This window comes from Methanolobus sediminis (genome assembly GCF_031312595.1).
GTDB classification, from domain to species: domain Archaea; phylum Halobacteriota; class Methanosarcinia; order Methanosarcinales; family Methanosarcinaceae; genus Methanolobus; species Methanolobus sediminis.
The window spans coordinates 1,428,602-1,454,104 of the sequence record NZ_CP133592.1 but is presented as its reverse complement, the minus strand read 5'-3'; the positions used below and the strand labels follow the sequence as shown (position 1 = coordinate 1,454,104).

Below are 25,503 nucleotides of genomic sequence, written 5' to 3'. Positions count from 1 at the left end.
TTTCCAAATCCCTCATTGAATACCTGCAGCTTTTGACCTGTAAGCACTTTGTGATGTTATGAATACCTTTTCGGTAGATGATCCTTTTTGAATCGTAGTGATTACGAATGACTAAACTATATTTGTATTATTGAAAGATACCCTCGTTCTCAGTATCTATATTATATCGAACACGTAGGCATATAATCATGACTACATTAAGTAATAGAATTCAAACTCTTATAAACTTATGGGTCGACATTTTCCAGAGTTTGTTGGATATTTTAAACCGAAAACACAAATTATTTTGACTACAGAATCCCGATTTGTCTCAGGGAACATAGTTAATATTCATGCGAGCTTATAAAAGACCATGTCAGATGAAAAGAACAATGACAATCAAAAAATAATAATCATTGGTGGTGGAGCAGTCGGCATGGCTGTTGCCACAAGCCTCACACGCCACAGCGATTACTCAGTAACCGTATTTTCTGCAGATGTGCATACTGCTTATAGCCAGTGCGGTATGCCTTTTGTCATTAGTGGAGAAATAGAAGATTTTAAGACACTCATCAGAAGAGATAAAAAAATCTTAAAAGACATGGGTATAGACCTGCACCTTGGAACAAGAATTGATTCTATAAATATCAAAGAAAGCACCGTTACATCAGGTGAAGAAAAATATCATTTTGACAAATTAGTAATTGCAACCGGAAGTAAACCAGATATTCCTTCCAATATCCCAGGAACCTCTCTTGGAAATGTGTTCACGCTCAGAACGCTTACTGATGCCATGAGAATAGAGGAGGCACTCAAAAATGCATCTTCGGTTGTTATTGTAGGAGGAGGTTCCATAGGTACTGAACTGGCGGCTGCAACTGCAAGAAGGAATATAAATACCATTCTTTTGAACAGAAGTCATTCAATACTTTCCCATAATGTTGATCCGGACATGGCTGAAGCCGTGCAGGAGCACCTCGAATCCCTGGGAGTGAATGTAATCACAGGATACGTCCCCTCTGCATTGAACGGTGAAGAGAATGTTAGCTCTGTAACAATTAGCTCCACCGATTTCCCGGCAGACCTTGTGATATTCACCACTGGAGTATCACCAGAGAATGAACTTGCAGTAAACGCAGGAATCGATATCGGCTCTACCGGAGGAATAATAGTTGATGACTATCTCCATCCGTCAGTGTCAGGCATTTTTCACCCTGACATCTACTGCGGAGGAGAATGCATAGAAGTTCTTGAGCTTATGACCGGAAAGCCAATGTTAAGTCAGGTAGCAAGCAACGCTAGAAGAATGGCAGGAACAATAACAAAAAACCTTACATCAAAACCTGTCAAATTCGATCCGATACTTAATCCCTGGGTAGCAGTAATAGGAGGACTTCAGGTAGGGACCACCGGAATCACATCAAAAAAAGCGGCAGAGAACGATATAAAAATAGTAACCGGACTTGCAACCGGCTCAACCAGAGCTGAATATTACCCCGGGGGAAGCAAGCTTTTCATCAAACTCATATTCAGCGATGAATATCTCGCAGGAGCACAGGTGGTAGGAGGAGAAGGAGTAAAAGAACGCATCGATGCTCTCACACTTGCCATCAAAAAGAGAACAACGGTTCATGAGCTTGCAAACATAGAGACCTGCTATGCTCCGCCAGTAGCTACACTTCAGGACCCTACAGGTTTTGCCGCAAAAGGCGCATTGAAAAAGATGAGAAAGAAAACATGATAGAAATAGACGGTTCATACGGAGAAGGTGGCGGCCAGATCCTCAGGACAGCCATAGCTCTTTCCGCAATTATCGGAGAGGACATCCATGTAACGAACATACGCCGTAACCGTCCAAAGGAAGGACTAAAACCCCAGCACCTCATGTCCATTGAAACTGCAGGAATGTTATGCGATGCTGATATCAAGGGGGCTTTCCCCGGTTCAACTGATATATTCTTTTCTCCATCGGAAATAAAGGGGGTGAATGACACTATTTCTATAGGAACTGCTGGCAGCATACCCCTTCTTATGCAGGCCATCATGCCCATTGCAGCCTTTGCAAAAGAAAAGACAAAACTACGCATATCCGGTGGAACTGACGTTGCATGGTCGCCTTCCATAGATTACCTCAAAGAAGTGACTCTTAAAGCACTGAAGATGATGGGATATCAGGCAGATATAACTCTCATTGAACGTGGATACTATCCAAAAGGAGGAGGAATCGCAGAAATTGAAATTACTCCCTCTGTATTGAAAGGATTCTATCGCACATCTGAAAACAAAAATGAGAATAACATTATTCATGGGATATCACACTGCTCAAGACTGCCAGACCATGTTGCAAAAAGGCAGGCTGAATCTGCAATAAAAATAATTGGTGAAACAGGCAAAGAAGCTGATATTGGCATCACTTCAGACAATTTCAGATCTACCGGAAGCGGCATCACTTTATGGTCTGGCCTTTGCGGCTCTGTGAGCATAGGTAAAAAAGGGCTACCTGCTGAGAAAGTAGGGGAATATGCAGCTAAGGAAATGCTTGATGAACTGTTGTCGGGTGCTGAAGTTGATGTACATCTTGCCGACCAGTTAATCCCTTATTTAGGACTTGCCGGAGAAGGTTCATTCACAGTAAGAGAAGTTTCAAAACATTGCCTGACAAATATACATATAACTGAAAAAATGCTTGATGTCAGGTTCAGCATCAATTACGGTAAAAAAAAAGAGCCTGTAGAGATTGCCGTGGAATGAGGTCATTCCTCGGATTCTTCTACAACACTGATATACTCAGGCGGAATGCCTCTTGCAAGAACAATGTCATCGTTTACAGTAACGATGTCAACTCCGTCCTGCTGTGCAGTTTCCGCATCTACCTCAAGTATCACCGGATTATCAGTATGGACCGAAGCAGCCTCCTTTGCCTTATCAAATGAAGTGCTCAGGTGTACGTAACATTGCCTGATAGGATATATTCCATTATCAAGAAGCATATCCGCTTCTTCCTGGCTCACGCCGTAATACAGGTAAGTAAGATCATTATCGGGGTAATCGGATATCAGGTCTACTTCTATTGAGTGACCGTATCTTGCCCGGATAAAGCCATCATCTATTTCGTAGCGTCCTTTCCTGTCTGACTCAACAAGAGAGATAAGACGCTCCATTGTACCCCACTTATAACGCTTTTTCATGACATCGCAGAGCTGGTTAAGTTCAACCCATCCCTGAGGGTCCATTTCTATACCCACATCTTCAGGGAAGTGTCTAAGCGCACCGGAAATGAATCTCCCAAGCCTCTCTTCCCGATCATCATCCAGCACATAACGTCCTTCTTCTCCACAGTCAGGGCAGCTTTCTCCCCTGAAATAGCCATGCTCTTTACATTTACGGATCATGATATCTTGCAAATACATCTCATAATTAATATAAGTTATTAAAATAACGCAAGAATCATACAAGTCTCTTAAAAAGATAAGGAAGATCTCAGTTCAAAGAACATAAAAAACAGAGCAAAATTTGATAATTTGCAGATTTTTTCGTTACATTAATTTATCTGAAAGGATACTTAGACTAGTTTAACATAAAAGAATGGATATTTAAAATATAATAAACTACCTAAATCCAATTTCCATATCACTTTATTCATTTTCAGGGTATTATCATGGACGAGATAAACGATATATATGAAAAACTCGGTGGCGTCATCAGCAAAGATGACTTTACACGCAAGGTGGAAGAAAAAGTAGAGCAGATGAGCGGACTCTGTGATACAAGAACAGCAGCTATGCTGGTTGCACATGACCTTGGAGTCAGTGATACAGGCGGAGAGCAGCAAATACAGAGAATCTCAGAAATAACACCAAACAGCGGAAACGTGAAGCTCATAGCTAAAGTAATGACCGTTTATCCTGCAAAGGAATTCAACAGGAACGATGGTACAGTCGGCAGGGTTGCAAACCTTATTGTTGCTGATGAGACAGGATCCATACGACTCACATTATGGGATGACAGGGCAGATCTTGTAAAAAGTGGCGAGATAGAGATCGGACAGACATTCCAGATAGCAGGATATGTAAAAGAAGGATACTCCGGTGTTGAGGTTAATGTTGGTAACAATGGTGTATTTTGTGAAAGTGATGAAAAGGTCGAAGCACGTATCGAGTCTAAGCAGATAAAAGATATAACTAACGGCATGGGCGACATCAACCTGCGTGCAAGGGTACTTGACATTTCTGACATCAGGACATTCAACAAGAGAGATGGCAGTACAGGTAAAGTTGCAAACCTCCTTATTGGTGATGAGACCGGAAAAATAAGAGTCACACTCTGGGATGAACTTACAGATTTCACACAACAGGTCGAAGTTGATGATTCTGTTGAGATCATCAATGCCTATGCAAGAGAGAACAACTTCAACCAGCAGGTGGAAATGCAGGTTGGAAACCGCGGAACAATCAAAAAGATAGAAGAGGAAGTAGAATTCAAAGAAAGCTTCACTCCAATCTCTGACATAATTCCAGGTGAATCATATTCCATCTCAGGACAGGTTTCCGGGCTTGGAGAAATAAGAGAATTCAATCGTGACGATGGTACAGTGAACATGGTATCCAACATATACGTTTCAGATGACACTGGTAGGATACGCATAGCTCTCTGGGGTGACCATGCACTTCTTGTTGATGAGCTTGATATCGATACAAACATTGACATTATCGATGCATACTCAAAATCCGGGTTCAACGATGAGATTGAGCTCAGTGCAGGAAACCGCACAAGGATTAACATCCATTAATAAATTAGACAGAGTATATATTCCGGATAGCCAGATTAAGTTAATCCGGAAATTACATTTTCAATTAAAAAAACAAACTATAAAGCTTCTTTTTTGATTATATTCAGATATTATTTCTGCTACATGTTGAGCCTTTGAATCCACGAACACCTATATATACAATAAAAGTCCAATTTTATTTAGTGGACTATAGGTAATCGATTCCTTTAATCCAGGATTCTGAGGTGAGTCTTATGGTCTTGAATGTTCATGATGGCATGGAAACCGATGTCTCCATAATGGAAATCCAGAATGAGATGACGGTCAGGGAAATAATGTCAAAGGATACTTTTGACATTGATACCACTGCCAGTGTGCTTGATGTTGCAAGCAGAATGGCAGGAAGTGGTACTGGCAGCATTATTGTTACAGAAAATGGTGACAGTATAGGTATCATAACCGAACATGACATTATGGTAAAGACCGTAGCCAGAAATGTACTACCCTCAGAGATGACAGTCGCAGAAATCATGTCATCCCCGATCATAGCAATAAAGCCTACGACAAATATAATCGAAGCTGCTGAAATGATGGTCAAGTCTGACATCAGAAGGCTTGCTGTGATGGAAGGGGACAAAATTGTGGGAATGATAACGGACAGGGATATACTAGCCATAGCTCCGGGTCTGAACACAATTCTGGAAGGAATGATCGAACTGCACCATGAAAATAACATCCAGTATGAACCGGAGTTTGAACGTGGCATTTGCCAGCGTTGTGGAACTCTGGTAGACAGCCTGACGGATGTTAACGGATTGATGCTGTGTGAGGACTGTAAAGAGGAAGAAGGTTACTATGACTAGTTCTTACTGGTCAACTGATTAAGGACACTTCAAGTTGGTGAAACAAATGTCTGTCCCGATATATCCTAAAAGAAGAAATGTATCGATCTTCAAAGCAACACCTGTGTTTCTACCGGGAAAAATTGTGAGTTCCTGGTATTTCGTGTTTGCTGGATTATTAACTGTTACTGCAGACAGGCACAGAATATTACCTGCATTTTGAGGAAATATTCACTATACCGGCAGGTAGGAACGTTTACCAAGAGGTTGGAATGTCTTTCGCAAAACATCTGTACATTATTGCTATAATAAGACAGTAATTTTGCGATGTTATGGAGCACAGTGATTTAATTGGAAATTAAAGATCAGGTTGCTGAAACGGGAAAAATAATCACCCTATCCTTGATAACAGACCAAAAAACACAATACTCCAGAGCCATAGCTATACCTTTTGGACTTATAAACGGCGTACATGAAAATGTTGCTGCATCAGTTGACGCTAATTGTTGATAAGGAGGTGGAGAAGAAAACCCGATACCAACGGGAATGCCACTTAAAGTGGTAATCAAAAACAATGGACTGGTACTCTTGTGAGAGTCCGGGTCCAAATCCATGTTTAGAGCAGAGTTGAGATCAAAGAGCAAGGAAGAGCCACAAAGGCACTGCTCTTTGCAGAATAGACATTAGAAATATCCTGCAGGTCTGAACGTTTTGAAGTTCAGGCTTCCAAAAAGGAGGAACAACATGAATGTGAAAGACATTATGAGTTCACCGGTATACACCATAGCACCGGAAGAAACCGTAGCACATGCAAGAAAGCTTATGCTTAAGCATAAGATCAGCACCCTTGTGGTAGCTGAAAAGGAAGAGATGGTTGGTATTGTCACAAAGACAGACCTTGGAAAGAGGCTTGCACAGGCCGAGCCAATGTGGAGAAGGAGACCAATTGACAAGATACCGGTGAGTATGGTAATGCACGAGAACCCCATCACTATCTATCCTGGAGCTACACCCGCCCAGGCATGTGAACTCATGATAGAGAATGGAATAAACTCACTTGCTGTTGTGAACAGAGAAGTGCTTGGAATAGTAACAGGAACGGACATTATGAAGTATTACTCCGAGCAGGATATTAAAACCAAGGTTTCAGAAGTAATAGAAGATGATGTTGTGTTCGTTCACAGGCACCACACAATCAACCATGTGATCAACGAAATGGAGGAAAACCAGACCAATTTCGTCATTGTAAATGATGATGCTGAAGAAGCAGTTGGAATGATCACAACAGCCAGTATTGCATTCAACCTGATGTCTGATAACGAGGGAAATCTTCCTTCAAAGAACATTAAAATGACAAGGCGCTCAACACCTGCTGGTGTGAAGGAGTATCGCTACGTAAAGGAAGTGCCTCTTGTTGCAGAAGATATCATGACAGAACTTCCACATATAATGGACTCAAATAACAAGGCAACAAATGCAGCAAAGATGATGCTCACAGAGCATACAATTGCCCTTCCGGTCTCTAATGGAGGCAACATTGTTGGACTCATTAGCAGACGCGATATAATCAAGGCAGTACAGCAAGGATAAGCAGACCATAGAAACAAAACAAAGAAGAGGAATTGATATGGAAGTAAAGGAAATTATGGCAGAGCCGATGGCCGTAGATAAGTCAGATACAATTTCCCATGCACTTGACATTATGGACAAGAAGGGAACAAGACGTCTTCTGGTGAAACATGATGGAAACCTGCTTGGAATACTCACGATGAGAAACCTTACAAAGGAACTTGGAACACGTAAGAAGGGAAGCAAGCCTGCTTCTTCCCTGCATGTTGCCACAGCAATATCCGATAATTTCGTAAAGGTACTCCCGGACACGAAGGTCACTGACGCTATAACTCTCCTCGTAAAGAATGGAGGAGTAGCCGTTGTGGTTGAAAATGACCAGATAGTAGGATGGGTTACACCTAACGAGATACTTAAGAATACCGATTTCACTGGGTTTGCCGGAGAGATCATGCAGAAGAACCCAATTGTTGCAGGACCTGCAGATCGTGTCAGCCATGTAAGGAGACTAATGCTGGACAACGATATAGGAAGAGTTCCAATTATGGAAGGAGACAAACTTGTAGGAATCGTAACCGAAAAGGATATTGCAAAAGCAATGCGTTCTTTCCGTGACCTTGTGGAAGGAAATAAGCAGGAATCCCGAATCAAGAACCTCATTGTTGAAGACATCATGAAGATGGGTGTTAAGACCGTTTATACCAATACGGCTACAAGTGATGCGGTCAAGATGATGCTTGATGAGAATTTTGGAGGAGTTCCGGTCGTCAATCTGGAAGGACACATGGTAGGACTTATCACCAGGAGGAGTGTAATCCGGGGAATGGCTGAATAAACCCGGGTGAATGGAGATGAAAAACTCCGAAACTTCAAAACTGAATATTGAAAAGGCGGCAGAGTTCATGGAACTTCCGCCTTCCAAGGTTTCAGAACTTATCGAAAAAGGAAACCTTAAGCGCAATTGGGATGAATACTACGATATTTACAGATTTCAGGGGCATGCACCCCATATGGAAGACGGGACGGTACTCATTGACCACCACGGAACCTTTGAACTGGTGCGTGGGTTCCCAAAGATAAAAAGAGCAATGCTCCTTGAGCCAGCTCTGCTGAATAATTTCAGTGAGATTTCTTCTGTTGCCGTTGAAGAGAAAATGAACGGATACAATGTCCGTGTTATAGAATTCAGGGGAAAGCTTATTGCATTCACTCGCAGCGGTCATGTGTGCCCTTATTCCACTGAACGCGTGCAGAATTTTCTTGAACCGGATTTTTTCAGAGAGTATCCGGACCTTGTGGTCTATGGAGAAATGACAGGACCTGAAAATCCGTATGTCCAGAAAGAAGCCTATGGCATAGAATCTCTGGATTTCTTTGTCTTTGACATACGTTACAAGAATACAGGCGAAGCTCTGCCGGTTCATCATAGAAGAGAACTTGCTGATAAATATGGATTCAATCAGGTAAGGCTCTTTGGAGATTTCAGCATCAATAGCGCTTCTTCAAAGATAATGGAGATTATCAGGGAACTTGGAAAAAAAGGGCGGGAAGGAGTTGTTATCAAAGATCCGGCAATGGTATTGCAACCAATCAAATACACATGTTCCGAAAGTAATTGTTCTGATCTAAGGCAGGCATTTAAATTCTACAACGAAGCCGGAAGAGATTACCTGTACTCCAGAGTCATACGTGAAGGCTTTCAGTCACATGAATGGGCTGAAAGTGAAGAGGATTTCATGGAAAGGTGCCTGAGACTTGGAGAAAGCATTCTTCGCCCTATGAAAAAAACAATTGAACAGGTGGAAAGCGGAGAAAGAATCTCTGATGAATTCCGCATACGTGTAAAAGACCGGGAGACTATTTTCAAATACAGAGATTACCTTGACCGGTTCGGACTCTACATTGCACTTGGTGATATTAAGAAAATCGGGGATGAATATGTGGCTGAGATCAGAAGAATGAATAAAAGCACAAATGATAAGACACTTGCAATGTTAGAAGGTCAATTGTGGTCATGAAAAAGACATATATCCGAATAGATTAATTCGTAAACCACAACAAAGGTGCCTACATGACAAAGATTGCTATCATCGGAAGTGAGAAAAGCGGTAAGACCACTCTTGCCGGAAAACTTGGAAAGAAAGGTAACGTCACTGACGTAACAATGTACGATTATGCCAAGAACGACAGCATACTCACAACCATTGATGCCACCGGCTACCCGGTATCTGTTAAACCTCTTATTACGGCACTTAATCTCTCAGATATTGCACTTTTATGTATTCCACCGCAGGGACTTGACCCACAGGCAGCGGAATGCATCATTGCCCTTGACCTTATGCAATACAAACACGGTATTGTGGTTCTTACAAAAGCAGATTCAACTTATCCATTTGCCATTGACGAGTTAAAAGCCAAGCTCCAGAACATTACAAAGGGAACAGCACTTGAGAACTGGGAATACATGTCAATTTCCACAACTTCTTTTGAAGGAATGGAAGAACTCAAAGCACTCATTTTTGAGATGGGCGCTAAAGTTGACGAGGAACTAAGAGAACTTGACGGACTTAGCCCAAGAATTATGATAGACCAGTCTTTCAACGTGACTGGTATCGGTTGTGTTGTCCTTGGTGTTGTTGAACAGGGAACAATCAACATGAAGGATAAAATGATCGCGTATCCTACAAAGAAAGAGCTTGAGATCAGGTCAATACAGATGCACGATGTAGATGTGAAATCTGCTCCGGCAGGTGCCAGGGTCGGACTTGCACTGAAAGGAATCCAGTCCAAAGACATTGACAGGGGATTTGTTGTCTCAAAAGAAGAGACAGTTGCAACAAACTTTGTGTTAAATTGCAGAGTTTCACCTCTTGCAAAGTCATTCAATGTAAATGATATGTTACACCTTTACGTTGGACTCCAGTCCTCACCTGTAAGAGTTGTGGAAATCACTGAAGGTGGAAACACAGTTGAAGCTGCAAATCCCGGAAAAGAATACACATTAAAACTTGAAGGAACAAAGGAAATTTCCTACATCAAAACTGACAGATTCATTCTTTCCAACCTGGATGAAAAACAAAGGTTCATCGCCTACGGGCATGAACAATAACTACTTTTTTTGAACAATTTATCATCTTTTCCTGGGCGTCAGATGCTTTGCACCTTCCAGGAATGATGGCCTTTCCACAACTTTAGCTCTTTCTATATTGTTGGGAAGATCTACAAGCGTAGGCTGGTTTGTCATGTCTAATGAACCGGAAAATGAATAATCAGCATTGTTGTAACCAGACTTAATATTAGAAACTGTATACTCAGTCTTAGTTCTCTCTGTTGTGAAATTTGGAGGAGCTTCAGATTCAACCTTACTGCTGACCATTCTGGAAAGCCCGGACTTTGTATCACGGTCCTTTGCCTTAGCACCCTCCTCTTTTCCATTATTGTAATTTTCTTTTACAAAATCCTGGAGACCATATTGCTCGGCAAAGCTGTATATTTGTACCAGCTTTTCACGGACCCATCCAATTTCTGAATGTCGATGATAACCGACTTCAAAACCGAGTCTTCGTGCAGCATCTGCAAGCTGGACTTTTCCTTCATGAGGAAGTTCTTTCTTCTCATCATCCTGTTTTTTGAATATCCTTACCATAACAGACAACCGTCATTCAAGATAGCCTTCTACTTTCAATCCATTTTCAGAGAAGTGAACACTTCTCATATTACAATCATGTTTTGTTCCACGCATCTTAATGACCTGTATAGCACGGGTCATGGTCCTGTCATATAGGAAATTATGCATGAATATTACACCATGAGCAGCGAACTGTTCTGTAGAATAGGCAGTCGGATCAGTCATTTCAGATAGTATCAATGTCGTGCAACCCAGTTTCTTGAGATTGCGCATGAACCTGCTCATTTCTTTTTCCTGAAGTGACAGGTCCCTTGTTGTAAAACGGATAGCTGATACTGAATCAATTACGAGCCTTTTTACATCATATTCTGAGACATAGGCAGCTATCTCTTTAAATACAATAGAAGGGGATGGAGCTTCTGTCTCAATTGAACTTGTCCCTACATCATAATCTGTGGTTATGAACTCGTTAACTTCATCCATATAGCCATATTCCATACGAGGACCAAGATCAGCAAACAAGAGCTTTTTCATTTTGATCAAACCGGGAACATTCATGTCGTAATTTGACATGTCGTTAATAATGTTCTGCGGACATTCCAGCAGGGTCACATAAAGTCCTACTTCCCCTGCACTTGCACCGCTGGCAAGGAACTGAACTCCAAAAGTTGTTTTTCCACTTCCAGGAGGGCCACTAAGCACGTAAACCCTCTCTGTAAGCAAACCGCCCTGTACAAGGTCATCAAAACCTTCTATTCCTGTAGGTATTCGCATTGATCATACTTCCCAAACGTGATGAATAGTAATATACTGGTATAGTAATATAGTAATACAATTATATAATGCATAAAGTATTTCAATGCATCGATAATATAAAAACTGGTAAAAGTGCTGCACATGGGAAATGAAGAGAACAAAAATATTAACAGGTTCAATATCGGTACAAAGGATATCGTATGGACTTGCAGGGTATTTCTGTTATCCGTATTTTTTGCATTTATCCTTGCTATGATAGCTTATGTCCTGACATTCCTTTTTGCAGAGCCGGAACCTGTAAGCGAAGTTATCATGAGCACTGCTTCTGCAGCAACATCCAAAGTTGAGGTGACCTCGAATTATATTAACCCCATGTGGGCGATCTTTTTCTTTAACAGCATTGCAGCATGCTGTGCAGTTATTGGCACAGGTCTTTTCATGATGATACACAAACTTCTGATAGGTGATATTGCCATGAGACCTAAGAACAGACATTATGCCAATATTTCCATTCTTATGGAAAAGACAATGATGCCATTATATAAGATACTCATCCGTATCGCATCGTCTCTTGACCCGGACATGCTACAAATAAAAAATGAGAATGAGGAAAAAGAAGGTACAATATGGCAATATTGTGGATATGGAAAATATGAGTATCGCATGTTCTCATACATGCTCCCGTACACAGTACCTCTTTTGATACTGATAGTAAATGGAATGCTTATGGGAATTCTGCTTGCATATTTTACTTTTAATGGTGCACTAACAGGATTTGATTTGTTTGGTACCAGAGGAATACTCCTTGGACTATTCTATAATGTAGTGTATTTCTTTATTTCGATAATACCACATGGAATCATTGAAATCCCTACAATCCTTGTGGCAGGAGCAGTCGGATATCATTTTGCTTATATCCAGGCACATGAGGTTATCAAAAACAAGCTTTTTACCGGGGATGAGATTGAAAGTCTTCTGCGAGATTCCAGGTACGTTTTTAAGACAACAAAAGATTACCTTCTTTCAACATATACATGGAAAATGGTAGTATTGATTATTGTGGCGCTTCTTCTTGCAGCTTATATAGAGACCTATGTAACACTTGGAATCGTGGATAAAGTGATGACGACAATTGATGGAAGTCTTGAACCATTTCTTGCATGATAGTTGATAATTATATTTGTAAGCTATAAAATTAGGTATTTATATTTGATTCAACAAATTGCTTAATGAACATCTATTAAGGTGGTAGAGTTGGATAGGTACTTAAAAACATTTTTCATAGCTCTAGCTATCAGCATGCTAGTAGCAGGAACAATGACATCCGCCATGGCTGCCAGTTCCAAAGCGTACAGTTTTGAAGATAATCTTGAAGTTGCATTGCCCAATGTTGCGTATGAGCTGCCTTACGTGCCGGGAGAAATAGTAGTACAGTTCAATCCTGGGGTGTCCGAGGCAAAGATAAACGCTATGAACTCTAAGAACGGAGCAACTGTAACTTACACAAGTCAATATGCAGACTTCAAGGTTCTAAAGATACCAAAAACAAAGTCTGTTGAAGAGATGGTGGAGATTTACAGCAAGAATCCTAATGTGAAGTCTGCTTCACCGAATTCCATTATGTATGCAGCAATGGTGCCTGATGATTCATATTATCCTTATCAGTGGAACTTCAACACAGAATATGGTATTAACGTTGAACCTGCATGGGACATCTCAACTGGTATCGGTGTCATTGTAGCGGTATTAGATACTGGGGTTGCCAAAAATGCTCCTGATCTCGATGGAACTTCATTTGTACTAGAGAAAGATTTTGTTAACAATGATGGTGATGCAAGCGATGACAATGGACATGGAACACACGTCACTGGAACAATAGCTCAGAGTACCAATAATGGAAAAGGTGTTGCAGGAATTGCATATGATTGTTCTATCATGCCAGTAAAAGTCCTTGACAATGAAGGAAGCGGAGAACTCACGCAACTAGTGGAGGGTATAAAATATGCAACCGATAGTGGTGCAGATGTTATAAGCATGAGCCTTGGTTGGTCTCCAGGATACGACCCAGATGGAGAGAATGGTATACTAGATCAGGCACTTGATTATGCACACGATAACGGAGTCACCATTGTTGCAGCTGCAGGAAATGATAAAAAGGGAATAGTAGCCTATCCTGCTGCCGATGAGAACTGTATTGCTGTTGGTGCAACCGATTATTCGGGTCGCCGGGCATACTATTCAAATTATGGAGAAGCTCTTGATGTAATGGCACCTGGCGGAGATATTCGCAAAGATCTAAATAAAGATGGTTATGGCGATGGTATACTCCAAAATACTTTTGGCGTGAATGATGATGAAACCACATATTTCAACTACTTCTTCTATCAGGGAACATCTATGGCAACACCACATGTTGCAGGTGTTGCAGCCCTTCTTATTGCAAATGGAGTTAGTGGTCCAGACAATGTAAGAGCTGCAATAGAGAACACTGCCAAGGATATTTACACGGATGGATGGGACATCTATTCAGGATACGGAATTGTGGATGCTTATGCTGCTCTGAATTATTTCAATGAACTACCCGTTGAAGAAAACCAAGCACCTATAGCATCAATGGCAATCTCAACTACAACTGCAGAAGTTGGTGATACAATCAGATTTGACGCTTCTAATTCAGATGATCCTGATGGAACAATTGCTTCATATTCATGGGACTTTGATGGCGATGGAAATGTAGATACTACTACTGATACCCCAATAATAGAGTATTCATATTCTGAACCTGCAAACTATAATGTAATTCTAACAGTTACCGATGATGATGGTGCAATAGATACTGCAACAGGAACTATAAGCATAAGTGAATCTGGAACACCCCAGCCGGAAGTTATTGTTACTGTTGACGTAGGTGTCCCGATAATAACTAAAAGTGCAGGAACAAATGTTTTTGCTCATGTAGAAGCAACGATCACTGTAAAGGATAATAATGGAAACCCGATTTCAGGTGCAGATGTTCACGGACACTGGGAAGGTTTAACAAGTGATGTCGACGAGGGAACAACAGATGGAAATGGACAAGCAATTGTTATCTCAGATACAGCAAAGTATCCAGATGGAACAGACCCTAATTTCGACTTTGTGGTTGATAGTGTGAACGGAGTGACTGTGTAATAATCCAATAAAACAAGTAGTGTCCAAAAGGGCACTAACTTTTTTTACAACCCTTTCCTGAAATCACTCATTCCTTCTGCAACATTACTCAATAACTGAGCAGCTATCTCCTGGGAAGGCCATGCTCCAAGGCCACAATCCGGACCTGCATATTTGATAGCTTCTCCGAATATGGAATATGCCTTTGAGAGTCTCTTTGAGATAATCTCCGGGGTTTCCATATCAGTTATTATCTCAGGGAAATACTGGGTTTCTTTCCAGACATTTGTGCTGTATTTATCATTAAGTACAGAAACAAGATTGAAAACATCTGTTCTTGCAATTCCAACCCTGAGATAGGAATCGGTGGCTTCAAGTTCTTTTTTGTCTATAAGATCAAGATAAGAAGGTGTAGCTGCTGATTCGACACCTATGACACTGATGTTCTCTGTCTGACAGGCAAGTTTGTAATGCAGTGGTGAATGAAGGTGGATTTCCACGTCGCAACCGGCCTTTTTAGCTGAACTGCATGCAATGTCCATGGCTTTTGTGAGATCATTATCAGAGAACATTACCTGTGGATTTATGCCTATACTTGGCTCGTCAATTGAAACTGTTTTAATATTGAAATCTTTGGCAACAGAAAGTGAGTTCTTAACGAAGCGGTCAACACTTTCTCCAAGAAGGTTCAATATGTCCACATATTCAGTTCCGCCAAACTCCTTAAGATAGAGTTCCAGTGGACCGGTCACACATACACGGACATTGAGCTTTTCTCCGCTTTCTTCCCTGTAGGCTTTTGCAACTTCAGAGATGGCTTCGAGTTCAATTATACGGGCATCTGATACTTTGACTTTGAAAGGTTCTTCTGTACACTCTGGATCCCTGATGATAGAAAGGAACTGCTCGTTCATGTCCTGATACTGTGGATATGTTGGTACCTCTACACCAGCTTCCACTTTCATCATGAAAGCATCATTTATGACCTTAAAAAGATCTGCATCACTTTTCTTCTCAGAGAACTTTCCAGCCATCCACTCTTTGGATGTACCTGCCGGAAGAGGAAAACTGCCAATGTCATCAAAGATAATCTCTGCCATGCCAATCTTATTAGCCAGTATTTAACTTATAAGTTTTGAGTGTAGTTTGTAAAAACAGAGTTTAGAACCAGCATGCAAGCTGTTGAAAATGAGATTTAAAAAGTGAGTTCAAAAATGTAAAATAAAAAGGAAATGAAAATGACAAAAGTCAGTTATTTTCTAAGGGTCGCTGAAATCTTTGACACGTAATAATTGATACACATCTGGGAATAGTCCAGTGATTTAGGTGACATGTGAGAGATAATCTCATCTGCATCTCTTTTTGGAGCCTGGCTGCTGTCTGGCATTCCATACTTTTCACGGTGTTTGGAAACTTTTTGCAGCATTATATTCTGGAAATCGATAACATCGATCTTTTCTTCTGCGTTGAGCTCTTCAAAGCCCTTCTTCATGGAAGTAAACTGTTCCCTGTTCTCTTCGGTCATTTCAATATCTAATATAGGGTTTTTTAGTTCCATAGGTACCACAAAAAAAGATATAAGAGTAACATTAGATATAGTTTTAGTAATTATATTTATTTAATATATACGAAGTAAATATTTACGTAGCATACTGATTTTTGACATAAATACCGTAATTAGGAGAAAATAACCACAGAATATACAATAATAGATGAAATCAATCATGCATGAAAAAATAATTGCTTCGGATAAAAATACCGAAGCTTAATTTTGTTAGAACTATTTGTTCCGTTAATTGTCAGAAGGCAATGTCAGCAACAATCCAATGTTTGCAAATGCCTCTGCAACCTGCTTGAAAGCAATAAGGAACTCTTTTTCACTCAGGTCAAAATCGGTTGCCATTGGTTCTGCTGCAAACCATATCTCTTTCTCACTGTCTCCACGGGTAAGTGAAACACATGCAAGCATATCGGCCTTGGTGAGCCTGTAAACAGAATCCCTACCTGTAGGAGTTACCCATGATGGGTGAATGTTTTTGAGTTCATTTACAAACCTGTCCCAGTTGATCGTTGCAGATGCTTCGAGGTTGAGTTTGACAATTGCACGGTCTCCGGTAACTTCCTTTTCAATCACCTTGACAAGCTTCTTGTATTCCGGATCAGACTCATCAACAATAAGAGCCTCTTTCTCAAGCTTCTCTGCTTCATCAGCAAAGAACGGAGCAAGGTTTACAGTATCAGATGGCTTTGTTGCAAGAGATACACCAAAGAAAGCAACTCCACTGAGCGCCATTCCTACAATAACACCGTGATTTGAGAGTACAGGGTGAATTGTATCAAGATAAGCTGTTGCAAATGGAGCAGTATTTGCAAGATCAATAGCTGTCAGTCCTATCTGTACAACTGCACCAACAATAAGCCCTGCAAGAGCACCCTGCTTTGTTGCACGCTTCCAGTAGAGACCTCCCATAAGAGGGAAGAAGTAGGCTGCACTTGCAATGAAAGTTGCAATATGGATTACATCGATGATACTGTCAATGTAGAATGAAAGAACAGTTGCCAGTGCTACAATAATAAGGACACTTATCCTGTTTATTGTCATCATCTGCTTCATTGTTGCGTCAGGTTTTATGTATCTCTGGTAAATGTCACGTGAAATACATGAACCACCTGATGTTGCAAATGTATCTGCAGAAGACATTGCAGCGGCTGCAAGACCCACTGCACAAAGACCAATTGCTACTGGTGAAAGTGAGCTTACAATGTAGACAAGAAGAGCTGGTTCTGCTGCTGCCATTGCACCCATTCCGATCTCTGAGAACGAAGCTGGAATTTCAGGGTAAATGTGGTTAAGACTTACTGCAATTGCTGTACATGCCACACCGAAAATAAGGAAGATTAGGAAGGAACCAAGGATCATACCGTTCCTTGCAGATTTTTCATCTTTTGCTGCCCAGATTCTCTGCCATGGGTCCTGTTCTGTGATCCATCCAGGAATGATAGCAAAGATTGCGATAAGGACTGCCGGAACACCTACTATTAATGGATTCCACCATCCAGAAGGCATGTCACCGAAAAGGTCTGAAGTTGACATTGCAGAAACATCGGCGGAACCGGATGTTGCTGCACCCACGAGCACGAAGGCAATGATAAGTGAGAATGTAGCAAGCATCACAAACTGTACCACATCAGTCCAGATAACTGCTGAGAAACCTCCAAGTGTTACATATACTGAAATTGCAAGAGCTACAATTGCTGCTGCATAGATAGGTTCCAGACCGAAGAAGATGCTGAGAACCAATGAGAATCCCTTAATGTCAGCAACTGCAAAGAGAGCCATAACAATAGCAATGATTATTGCCACAGGAGCACGGATAGAGCTGCTGAACCTCTGCTCAAGAAGTTCAGGTTGTGTGATCGCAGGCAGATGTTTTATTTTACCTACAAACAGGGCAATCAATAACAGTGCAAGAATGTTAGGTGCTACGAAACTCCAGATGGAACCCATTCCAAGCACCATGTAAAGACCAATTACGGCCAGTATGCCACCTGCAGTCATCCATGAAGATGCTGCTGAGAAACCAATACCTAATGCACTGATCTTACGGCCTGCAAGCCAGAAATCAGTTACAGACTTCTGTTTTTTTGTGAAATATAATCCTATACCTATCAGTCCAAGCAAATAGACTGCCATTAATATAAGGAATATCTGATAACTTTCCATAATAACTACCTCTTATAATGATGAACAGCCCCGACAAAAACTATCAAAGGGCTTTATATACGTGATATTACTCTTATTATGGTAACTATATAAGGGTTTTCAAAAAATCCATTTTATGTTTAATCAATTTTATTTACCTACTATGATTTAACAGAATCTATTGATAGCTATTTTACCAGAAACCAATATGAAATTCAAAATTAAGTTGAGTTAAGATAATGATAATTTGTCTACCTTTAGAGCTATAATTCAATACTCAATCCAAAATAATATTATCATTCAGATACTATTTCCTAGCATGACCCTTGAGCCGGTTCACATAAAAGAGATACATGAAATCGTCGACCGCATCGATAAATGTTTCAAAAAAGATGATAACGACAGCGATGATAATGAAAAAGTGAGAAATATACTTGAAAGGCTCAGGAAACTTGAATACAATGACAAGGTGGTTTTAAAGTCAATAGGACCTGTCAGACGTGGAAAAGCAAGCATAGAGAAAATGCTGCAATCTGAAGACCCATATCCTGTCTCTTATTCCTGCGACAGTGGAAGCACTACTGCCAAGACATTTGATAATGGGCTGTATATCGATTTCTGCCATTGTGCAATAGCCTGTACACCCACTGACCTTGATATCCATAGTAAAAGAACCATTGTTGCAGCGGCTTACACTTTGAGCGATAAGGTATATCTTAATACCAGCCATGACTGGGAATCTTTTGACGGTGGCTGTGGAAGAAAAAAGATAATTCGAGTACAACCCGGACTTCTCAATAAAAAAGTCACTGACATATTACACGACATCGCCCTCTATCTTTCAGAATCTGAGCACATATTATGGATGCTTGAAAGCATTGGAAATGATGATTTTTTCATAATGGATGGTCCCATTTATCCTAAAAGAATAATGTACTGGATGGTGGTCAATTCCGAAGATGTGGATATTAGCATCGATCCCAGCAGCAGGAAGATCATTCAGAATTACATCGACATAATGGACCATCATATTGAGAACATGAAGCCTCTGGTGGGTTTTGTAAAGAACCCGGAGGACATGCAGATCATGCTGGCACTGAGAAAGCAGGAGCCTGAACTTGACCTTCCGTGGCTTGTAGATGCACAATTTTTCAAGAACGCATTGTCACTTGAAAGAACCGGAATGAAGAGGAAAGAAGCTGAAAAATATATCACTTATACCAACTGGTTCGTGCAGCCAAACCAGTTCTATGAAAAGATGTTGAAATCAACATCACCTCTTGTTGCTGAAATGGCCAGCAGCAAATTCGATGCAGAGGATTATGCCCTCAGTTTCTTCATGGCATATGTCCCAAAGCTTAACACGATCTTTAAAATCGAATCACCTTATGGATTGGTGAAGAACGAGGAACTGAGAAACCGGATGACAAGAAAAGTGCTCTACGACCTGGCACTTAACGGAATACCAAAGACACTGTCAAAGGCAGATTCAATAGCAAAGATACCGGTGCCTGAACGGAAGAATATCATAGACAGATTCAGGAATTCAAAGATTGATACTAATTACAACAGCATAAGATGGGATGAGAAGGATGAGAGATAAGGACATACTTTCTTTTGCAGGCGACATGGATGATGAGCTGGATATTGAGATTCCGGCAAACGACAAAAAACCGAGTGCAAAGGAAGAAGATGATTTTGAGGAACTTGTGCCTGAAACAAATAGCAAGACATACATGCAGAATGGAGTTTCAGATGAGGCATTCGGTATAATAACCACAGGAATCGACCCGCTGGAGATCACAGAAGCCGGTGCAAGAATTACCGGATATATTACAACATCACACCGTCAGAAAGTGAGACTTGGAACCTATGTCATGGTTCCATATGGAGATGAAGACCTTTTTGCAAGGATATGGAAACTCCAGTACCTTCAGGAATATGCTGTAGACGATGCAACCGAGATTCACTCACGCAGGATGCTACAATCAAATACAACAGATGAGGTTGACTACAAGTTCCTAGCTTATCTTGACCCTATTTGCATCCTTTACGAGTCAAAGAGCAAAGGAAACAGCCTTGACAGGAGAATGAGCGACAGGATACCACGGCCAAATACTCCCATTTTTCCTGTAACTGATAAAAAGAAGATACAGACAGGTCTCAATATTCCTGAGGAAGGAATTTTTATGGGACAACTGAGTGTTGGTGGGGAACTTGTCAAGACTCATGCTGTTCCTCCTACAGTTCCCTATTACCTTAGAAACGATTACTCAATGGGTGACCCACTGATCTTCAGGCACATGTTAGTCTGCGGAAGCACAGGTACGGGAAAGACTTTCCTCACAAAGAACCTGCTGCGTCAGTTCATGAGTGAGAATAACCGTTACAAGCTCCGTGGTTCTGAGGAGAGGAGAAATCCCTGTCTTGTGATTATGGACCCTCAGGATGAGTATTCTCAGCTTTTTGAGGACAATCCTGAGATCACAGATGATGATGACTTCAAATTCAGAGCTGAAAAAGTTAATTTCGGTGCCTGCAAGAATACAAAAACCTTTGTTGCAAAAATCAATGGTGAAGCTTACACTGGCAGGTCCAGAGCAGAGCAAATAGAGTTTACCATTCCCTTTGAAATGGTGCAGAATAATTCGTGGCTCATAGCACCAGTAGGAATGACAGAGTTGCAGTATGTTGGAGTTGACCTGCTGCTTGAAGATTATTTCAAGAAACCCGGACAACACACTTACAGTGGCTTCATGGACTTTATCGACAACGATGTGACCAGAGACCTGTATGTTGAAAGCGGAAAGATACACGAATCTTCCTATGATGGTATCGTGCGCAGGGTAAAGAACCGTGCTCTTGCAAGAGTGTTTGACCAGCCTGCAAGGCCGATAAGTGAGATTCTCGGACAGATATTCAAGCCCGGACAGGTTAGTGTGTTCCCAACCGAGTATATCACAAACTCACGCATACGTGACATCATTACCCTCACTTTGATGAGTACAATAGTGGATAACAAACTGAACACTTCCGGTGAGGCTGCAGTTAAGGAAACTCCGATAATCCTGGGACTTGATGAAGCTCACCGCTATCTTGCAAAGGCAGGTGGAGAACACTCAAGAAGACTAATCTCCAAGTTTGCAGATGCTGCTCGCCAGGGAAGAAAAGAAGGACTTGGATTATTCCTTATTACCCAGGATCCGCAGGATATTGACGATACCATCTTCAAGCAGATCAACACGCGCATAATCCTCAATCTCAGTAACGATGCGGCAATCAGTACCATGAAGGTTAAAAAAGAATTTGAGAAGCGTATTCCTTACCTGAAAAAAGGACAAATGATTGTGCAGAGCCCTGATAACAGTGATATGGTTGAGATTATGGGACTCTCAAGGTGTGTTGTGAAGCATGTTTGATTTTCATGTCAAACTGCTTTTTACCGAAACGTATATATGAGGCTAGTACGTATGGGAGTCTCGCTCAACTGAGCATGACAACGCGGGCCGGTAGCTTAGCCAGGCAGAGCGACGGACTCTTAATCCGTAGGCCAGGGGTTCAACTCCCTTCCGGCTCGCATCTTACAATCTCTTTTCTGATAGCATCAATTGTCTTATAGCAATTGCTATCTTTTTTGATTGCTGTTCTGATAACATTCCATTAGCCTTATCTATCTTTGAATTTTATTTGATTCAAAAAGGTGAAACAATGCCAAAAGTGAGTCTTGACATTCCCCAGGAGCTTCTTGACGACCTCAACAAACATGTCGGAGATAACAAGAAGTTCGTCACACAAGCTGATGCCATAAGGACAGCCGTGCGCAAAATGCTTGACCAGCTCGACGATATAGACCGCAGGCACGGCAGGCTGGACGAGTAGATTTTAAAAACAGAAAAGAAATTAGCTTATTTTTATTCTTGGCAGGCACTTTTCAGGTTCAGTGATCAGAGACTTTTCAAAAACTCAATACACTGCCTGCCCTCATCGAGATTCATCATTTCAGTGACCATCATACCTTTGTAACCTGAAATGCTTTCCATGAACTTTTTCCAGTCTACGGTTCCCTGTCCCAGAGGAAGGTGCTCATCACGTTTTCCATGGTTATCGTGGATGTGCATGTGTTTGATCTTTCCGAGGCACTTTTCCACGAACTCATCAACAAATCCATTAGTATTGGCGTGGCCTACATCAAGAGTAATTCCGGCATTTTCCCTGTTGACATCTTTCAGAATAACCAGCATCTCATCGGGGTTCATGCCGTAGATCTTTGGCATCCTGGGCATATTCTCAACTGCAATTACGATTCCCATGTCTGCTGCACAATCGCAAAGTTGCTGGATTGACTCAACATTCTTCTTCCAGGCCTGGTCCTGAACCTGACTTCCGTATGGGGAAAGATAACCCGGGTGAACCACAGCAAGGTTCACAAAATCAGAACCCATGTCAAGACATTTCTTCATCTGACGCATAATCTCGTCATGAATGCCCTTATTGAGACCTGCGAGGTTCATATCAGAGAACGGCAGGTGCATTGTAAGAGTAAGGTTTGTTGTTTCGGATATCTCACGTACCAGATGGATATTCTCATCACTAAGGGTCTGTGAGCCTTCCTGGACAATTTCCCAGCCAGCGTATCCCATATCCTCAAGTTCGTAAGCCCAGTTGAACTGGTCACCAACTGCTGCACGTGATGAAAAACTCAGGTTCCTGACATCCATATTAAACGTCCTTTATATTCATTTCAAAATCAGGAACACCATCTTCTGTTGGAGGTGTCAGCCAGTCGTAGAACCTTTGCATTTCTCCTTCATTATCGGCTGTTACGGTAACATTAATAGAACCAAGAGGTTCTTCATGTGCAGGATAATTCAGGCGGCCAACGGTCGCAACCTGCTTGCTGATGATAAAAGAAGTTGACAGGCCGTCCTCTGACCGACCGACATTAAGTCTTGTGCGTGAAGTATCGATTATCTCTTCCTCTCTTATCTTGAAGTGAATATCCTTCAGCGCATAGATATCACTCTCTCCGGTGAACTTACCGCTGTACTCTGAGCTTTCCTCGTAATCAAAATCTATCTCAGGGAAAAGCTGTTCCAGAGCTGAGAAAACTTTGTCCTTGCTCTCTGTAGGGTTCACGACTGCTGAAACTGTAACTTTTATCATGATAACTTTCCTGCCGGTTATTACTGCAAGTTTTATGGAATTATTTCTAAAAACTATTCCTTATACCTGTTCCTTACTTCACAAGTGCCATGATCTTGTCCCTGAACTCATCAAGGGTGCCATTGTTCGCAACAACAACGTCTGCAATTTCCATTGCTTCGCCCATTCCCCAGCCAAGTTCGCGGTCGTCCCTGATCTTAAGTTCACTAATATCTTTCATGTCATCGCTTCTCTTGCGGGCAAGCACACGATTGAACCTTATTTCAAGAGGAGAATCTACGGAAACAAGAGTGAAATCTGAGCCAAAAGCCTCTTTGAATCTCTCTACTTCAGGAACGCTGCGAACTCCATCGATTCCAATGAAATCCTCATTTGCAGCCTGGATCTTCGGGATACATCTTTTTGCAACAGCATCCCTGCCTTCATTCTCACGCAGGTCTGTTCCTACTCCACCTGTATTGGCATCGGTTGGCTCAAGCCCTCTGCGCACAACCTCTTCCCTGATGACATCTCCCATATTGATAACAGTGATACCTTTCTGGCGCAGAACAGATGCTGCCTCTGATTTGCCTGAGGCCGGCATTCCAACAAAAGCTAAAATCTTAGTCATAAATGAACCTGTCTTCTTTTATTAAGTTAGTAAAGGATAAGTGTTAAAAGTCAATTTCCAGTGATTTTATAGATTTTTCCATACATCCTGCTTATATATTAGTATACCCTTCGATAGGACATTCCCATGAAAATTGCTGATATCAAGATTCCCGGAAATATCCTGCTTGCACCAATGTCCAATGTGACAAATCTGCCGTTCCGTCTCATGTGCAAAAAATACGGTGCATCACTCACGTACTCTGAAATGATAAGCTCGGATGCTGTCATATACGAGAATGAGAAAAGCATTAACCGTGGAATGAGCTGCGAAGAAGAACGGCCTCTTGGGATTCAGATCTTTGGGAACTCTGCCGAAAATATGACGGAAGCAGCTCTAAAGATAGAAAAGATATACCAGCCTGAGATCATCGATATCAATTTTGGTTGTCCTGCAAAACTCCTGACAAAAGACGGGTGCGGTTCTGCGCTTCTAAGGTCGCCGAACCTTATTCATGAGATCGTTACAGGACTCGTAGAGAATCTGTCAACTCCTGTGACCGCAAAGATACGTATTCTTGAAGATATGGAAAAAACCCTGGAGATCGCACACCTGATAGAAGATGCAGGAGCAGATGCATTGACTGTTCATGGAAGGACAAGGCAACAGCAGTATTCCGGAAAAGCTGACCATTCCTATGTGAAAAAAATAAAGCAGGAACTCAGTATCCCTGTTATTGCTAACGGCGATATAATTGATGAGACTTCAGCCAGGCAGGTGCTGGATTATACCGAATGTGACGGGATAATGATCGGCAGGGCCGCAATGGGTAATCCTTTCCTTTTCAGGAGAATTTCTCACTACCTTGAAAAGGGTGAAATGCTGGAATATAAGGAATGCAGCCAGAGAATTACTGACCTGAGAGAGTATTTTGGGCTTTTGGAAGAATATGATTTGATGCATACCGTCAACATAAAGGCGCAAGCACAATGGTTCACCCGTGGGATGAGAAATGGCAGACATATAAGGAGAAGTATTGCCAGCTCAAAAACCATTGGAGAGATTTTGGAAAGTCTTGATGAAATGTGCAAACATGCCGTATGATATCATTTATAAATCAATTTATGTGATTTTAATATACTTATTTTTATTAATTTATGGCGTATTAACACCGTAAATTACCGAAAGACTAAATAGTAATTAATCGATTCTACACAATTAAACATTGCATTTAACGTCAGTTGACGAAAAAACTTATCTTTTTATGGTATTGTTTTTCGACACCTAACGCGCGATGTTTGCCGATAAAAACGTACATGAAAATCGGATATATTTGTTATATCTATTATTACACAT

General features: G+C 41.3%; 25 protein-coding genes and 1 tRNA gene. 17 read left to right on the top strand and 9 right to left on the bottom strand.

What is annotated here, in order from left to right; translation table 11 throughout:
* The first annotated feature begins 352 nt into the window (after positions 1-352).
* Both RE474_RS07000 and rtcA read left to right on the top strand, forming a co-directional pair.
* The gene (locus tag RE474_RS07000; protein ID WP_309309677.1) at positions 353-1,720 is read left to right on the top strand and encodes an FAD-dependent oxidoreductase; all 1,368 of its coding nucleotides are present in this window, start codon (positions 353-355) and stop codon (positions 1,718-1,720) included.
* Positions 1,717-2,730 (top strand): RNA 3'-terminal phosphate cyclase, encoded by a 1,014-nt coding sequence (gene rtcA / locus RE474_RS06995; RefSeq protein WP_309309676.1) that lies wholly within the window; start codon positions 1,717-1,719, stop codon positions 2,728-2,730. Before RE474_RS07000 ends, rtcA begins: the two co-directional genes overlap by 4 nt.
* A gap of 2 nt (positions 2,731-2,732) precedes the next feature.
* Here the strand turns inward: rtcA and RE474_RS06990 are convergent, their stop codons facing one another.
* Positions 2,733-3,371, bottom strand: coding sequence for an RNA 2'-phosphotransferase (locus RE474_RS06990; RefSeq protein ID WP_309309675.1), 639 nt, complete (start codon positions 3,369-3,371; stop codon positions 2,733-2,735).
* A 266-nt stretch (positions 3,372-3,637) separates the two neighbouring features.
* On the opposite strand from RE474_RS06990, the gene RE474_RS06985 reads away from it, so the two are divergent.
* The 8 genes from RE474_RS06985 (at position 3,638) to RE474_RS06950 (ending at position 10,267) form a co-directional block, all read left to right on the top strand.
* On the top strand, positions 3,638-4,768 hold the full coding sequence (locus RE474_RS06985) for an OB-fold nucleic acid binding domain-containing protein (protein ID WP_309309674.1): 1,131 nt from the start codon (positions 3,638-3,640) through the stop codon (positions 4,766-4,768).
* Positions 4,769-5,001: 233 nt separating this feature from the next.
* The gene (locus RE474_RS06980) at positions 5,002-5,610 is read left to right on the top strand and encodes a CBS domain-containing protein (protein ID WP_309309673.1); all 609 of its coding nucleotides are present in this window, start codon (positions 5,002-5,004) and stop codon (positions 5,608-5,610) included.
* Between the two features lie 46 nt (positions 5,611-5,656).
* Positions 5,657-5,812, top strand: a complete 156-nt coding sequence (locus RE474_RS06975) for a hypothetical protein (RefSeq protein WP_309309672.1) — start codon at positions 5,657-5,659, stop codon at positions 5,810-5,812.
* A gap of 128 nt (positions 5,813-5,940) precedes the next feature.
* A complete protein-coding gene (locus RE474_RS06970) occupies positions 5,941-6,099 on the top strand; it encodes a hypothetical protein (protein WP_309309671.1) in 159 nt (52 codons plus the stop codon).
* Between the two features lie 234 nt (positions 6,100-6,333).
* Positions 6,334-7,179 (top strand): CBS domain-containing protein, encoded by an 846-nt coding sequence (locus RE474_RS06965; RefSeq protein ID WP_309309670.1) that lies wholly within the window; start codon positions 6,334-6,336, stop codon positions 7,177-7,179.
* Between the two features lie 37 nt (positions 7,180-7,216).
* On the top strand, positions 7,217-7,993 hold the full coding sequence (locus RE474_RS06960; protein WP_309309669.1) for a CBS domain-containing protein: 777 nt from the start codon (positions 7,217-7,219) through the stop codon (positions 7,991-7,993).
* A 16-nt stretch (positions 7,994-8,009) separates the two neighbouring features.
* A complete protein-coding gene (locus RE474_RS06955; protein ID WP_309309668.1) occupies positions 8,010-9,176 on the top strand; it encodes an RNA ligase in 1,167 nt (388 codons plus the stop codon).
* A 53-nt stretch (positions 9,177-9,229) separates the two neighbouring features.
* Positions 9,230-10,267 (top strand): EF-Tu/IF-2/RF-3 family GTPase, encoded by a 1,038-nt coding sequence (locus RE474_RS06950; RefSeq protein WP_309309667.1) that lies wholly within the window; start codon positions 9,230-9,232, stop codon positions 10,265-10,267.
* Positions 10,268-10,288: 21 nt separating this feature from the next.
* On the opposite strand, the gene RE474_RS06945 is transcribed toward RE474_RS06950, so the two are convergent.
* Entirely contained in the window at positions 10,289-10,804 is a 516-nt protein-coding gene (locus tag RE474_RS06945; RefSeq protein WP_309309666.1) for a hypothetical protein, read from the bottom strand.
* A gap of 12 nt (positions 10,805-10,816) precedes the next feature.
* Positions 10,817-11,560, bottom strand: coding sequence for an RAD55 family ATPase (locus RE474_RS06940; protein WP_309309665.1), 744 nt, complete (start codon positions 11,558-11,560; stop codon positions 10,817-10,819).
* Between the two features lie 123 nt (positions 11,561-11,683).
* On the opposite strand from RE474_RS06940, the gene RE474_RS06935 reads away from it, so the two are divergent.
* Together RE474_RS06935 and RE474_RS06930 are read left to right on the top strand one after the other, a co-directional pair.
* Positions 11,684-12,706, top strand: a complete 1,023-nt coding sequence (locus RE474_RS06935) for a stage II sporulation protein M (protein ID WP_309309664.1) — start codon at positions 11,684-11,686, stop codon at positions 12,704-12,706.
* A gap of 90 nt (positions 12,707-12,796) precedes the next feature.
* Positions 12,797-14,713 (top strand): S8 family serine peptidase, encoded by a 1,917-nt coding sequence (locus tag RE474_RS06930; protein ID WP_309309663.1) that lies wholly within the window; start codon positions 12,797-12,799, stop codon positions 14,711-14,713.
* Between the two features lie 44 nt (positions 14,714-14,757).
* Here RE474_RS06930 and RE474_RS06925 read toward each other — a convergent pair whose 3' ends face one another.
* The 3 genes from RE474_RS06925 to RE474_RS06915 form a co-directional block, all read right to left on the bottom strand.
* Positions 14,758-15,792, bottom strand: coding sequence for a methionine synthase (locus tag RE474_RS06925; protein WP_309309662.1), 1,035 nt, complete (start codon positions 15,790-15,792; stop codon positions 14,758-14,760).
* Positions 15,793-15,944: 152 nt separating this feature from the next.
* Positions 15,945-16,259 (bottom strand): hypothetical protein, encoded by a 315-nt coding sequence (locus RE474_RS06920; protein WP_309309661.1) that lies wholly within the window; start codon positions 16,257-16,259, stop codon positions 15,945-15,947.
* Between the two features lie 225 nt (positions 16,260-16,484).
* Positions 16,485-18,416: a sodium:solute symporter family protein gene (locus RE474_RS06915; protein WP_309309660.1), complete on the bottom strand. Its 1,932-nt coding sequence runs from the start codon at positions 18,414-18,416 to the stop codon at positions 16,485-16,487.
* A 298-nt stretch (positions 18,417-18,714) separates the two neighbouring features.
* On the opposite strand from RE474_RS06915, the gene RE474_RS06910 reads away from it, so the two are divergent.
* The 4 genes from RE474_RS06910 to RE474_RS06895 all read left to right on the top strand — a co-directional run bounded on the left by RE474_RS06910 (position 18,715) and on the right by RE474_RS06895 (position 22,274).
* Positions 18,715-19,998, top strand: coding sequence for a DNA double-strand break repair nuclease NurA (locus RE474_RS06910; protein WP_309309659.1), 1,284 nt, complete (start codon positions 18,715-18,717; stop codon positions 19,996-19,998).
* On the top strand, positions 19,988-21,814 hold the full coding sequence (locus tag RE474_RS06905; RefSeq protein WP_309309658.1) for an ATP-binding protein: 1,827 nt from the start codon (positions 19,988-19,990) through the stop codon (positions 21,812-21,814). The genes RE474_RS06910 and RE474_RS06905 overlap by 11 nt, the downstream gene beginning before the upstream one ends.
* A gap of 84 nt (positions 21,815-21,898) precedes the next feature.
* Positions 21,899-21,972 (top strand) — tRNA-Lys (locus RE474_RS06900).
* 131 nt (positions 21,973-22,103) lie between these two features.
* Positions 22,104-22,274: a ribbon-helix-helix domain-containing protein gene (locus RE474_RS06895; RefSeq protein ID WP_023845152.1), complete on the top strand. Its 171-nt coding sequence runs from the start codon at positions 22,104-22,106 to the stop codon at positions 22,272-22,274.
* Between the two features lie 65 nt (positions 22,275-22,339).
* On the opposite strand, the gene RE474_RS06890 is transcribed toward RE474_RS06895, so the two are convergent.
* The 3 genes from RE474_RS06890 to RE474_RS06880 all read right to left on the bottom strand — a co-directional run bounded on the left by RE474_RS06890 (position 22,340) and on the right by RE474_RS06880 (position 24,168).
* Positions 22,340-23,113 carry a sugar phosphate isomerase/epimerase family protein gene (locus tag RE474_RS06890; RefSeq protein ID WP_309309657.1) on the bottom strand — a complete coding sequence of 258 codons (774 nt, stop codon included), beginning with the start codon at positions 23,111-23,113 and terminating at the stop codon, positions 22,340-22,342.
* Between the two features lies 1 nt (position 23,114).
* Positions 23,115-23,558 (bottom strand): RNA-binding domain-containing protein, encoded by a 444-nt coding sequence (locus tag RE474_RS06885; RefSeq protein WP_309309656.1) that lies wholly within the window; start codon positions 23,556-23,558, stop codon positions 23,115-23,117.
* Positions 23,559-23,631: 73 nt separating this feature from the next.
* Positions 23,632-24,168, bottom strand: a complete 537-nt coding sequence (locus RE474_RS06880) for an AAA family ATPase (RefSeq protein ID WP_309309655.1) — start codon at positions 24,166-24,168, stop codon at positions 23,632-23,634.
* Between the two features lie 126 nt (positions 24,169-24,294).
* Between RE474_RS06880 and dusB the strand changes: the two genes are divergently transcribed.
* A complete protein-coding gene (gene dusB, locus RE474_RS06875) occupies positions 24,295-25,251 on the top strand; it encodes a tRNA dihydrouridine synthase DusB (protein WP_309309654.1) in 957 nt (318 codons plus the stop codon).
* Positions 25,252-25,503 lie beyond the last annotated feature (252 nt).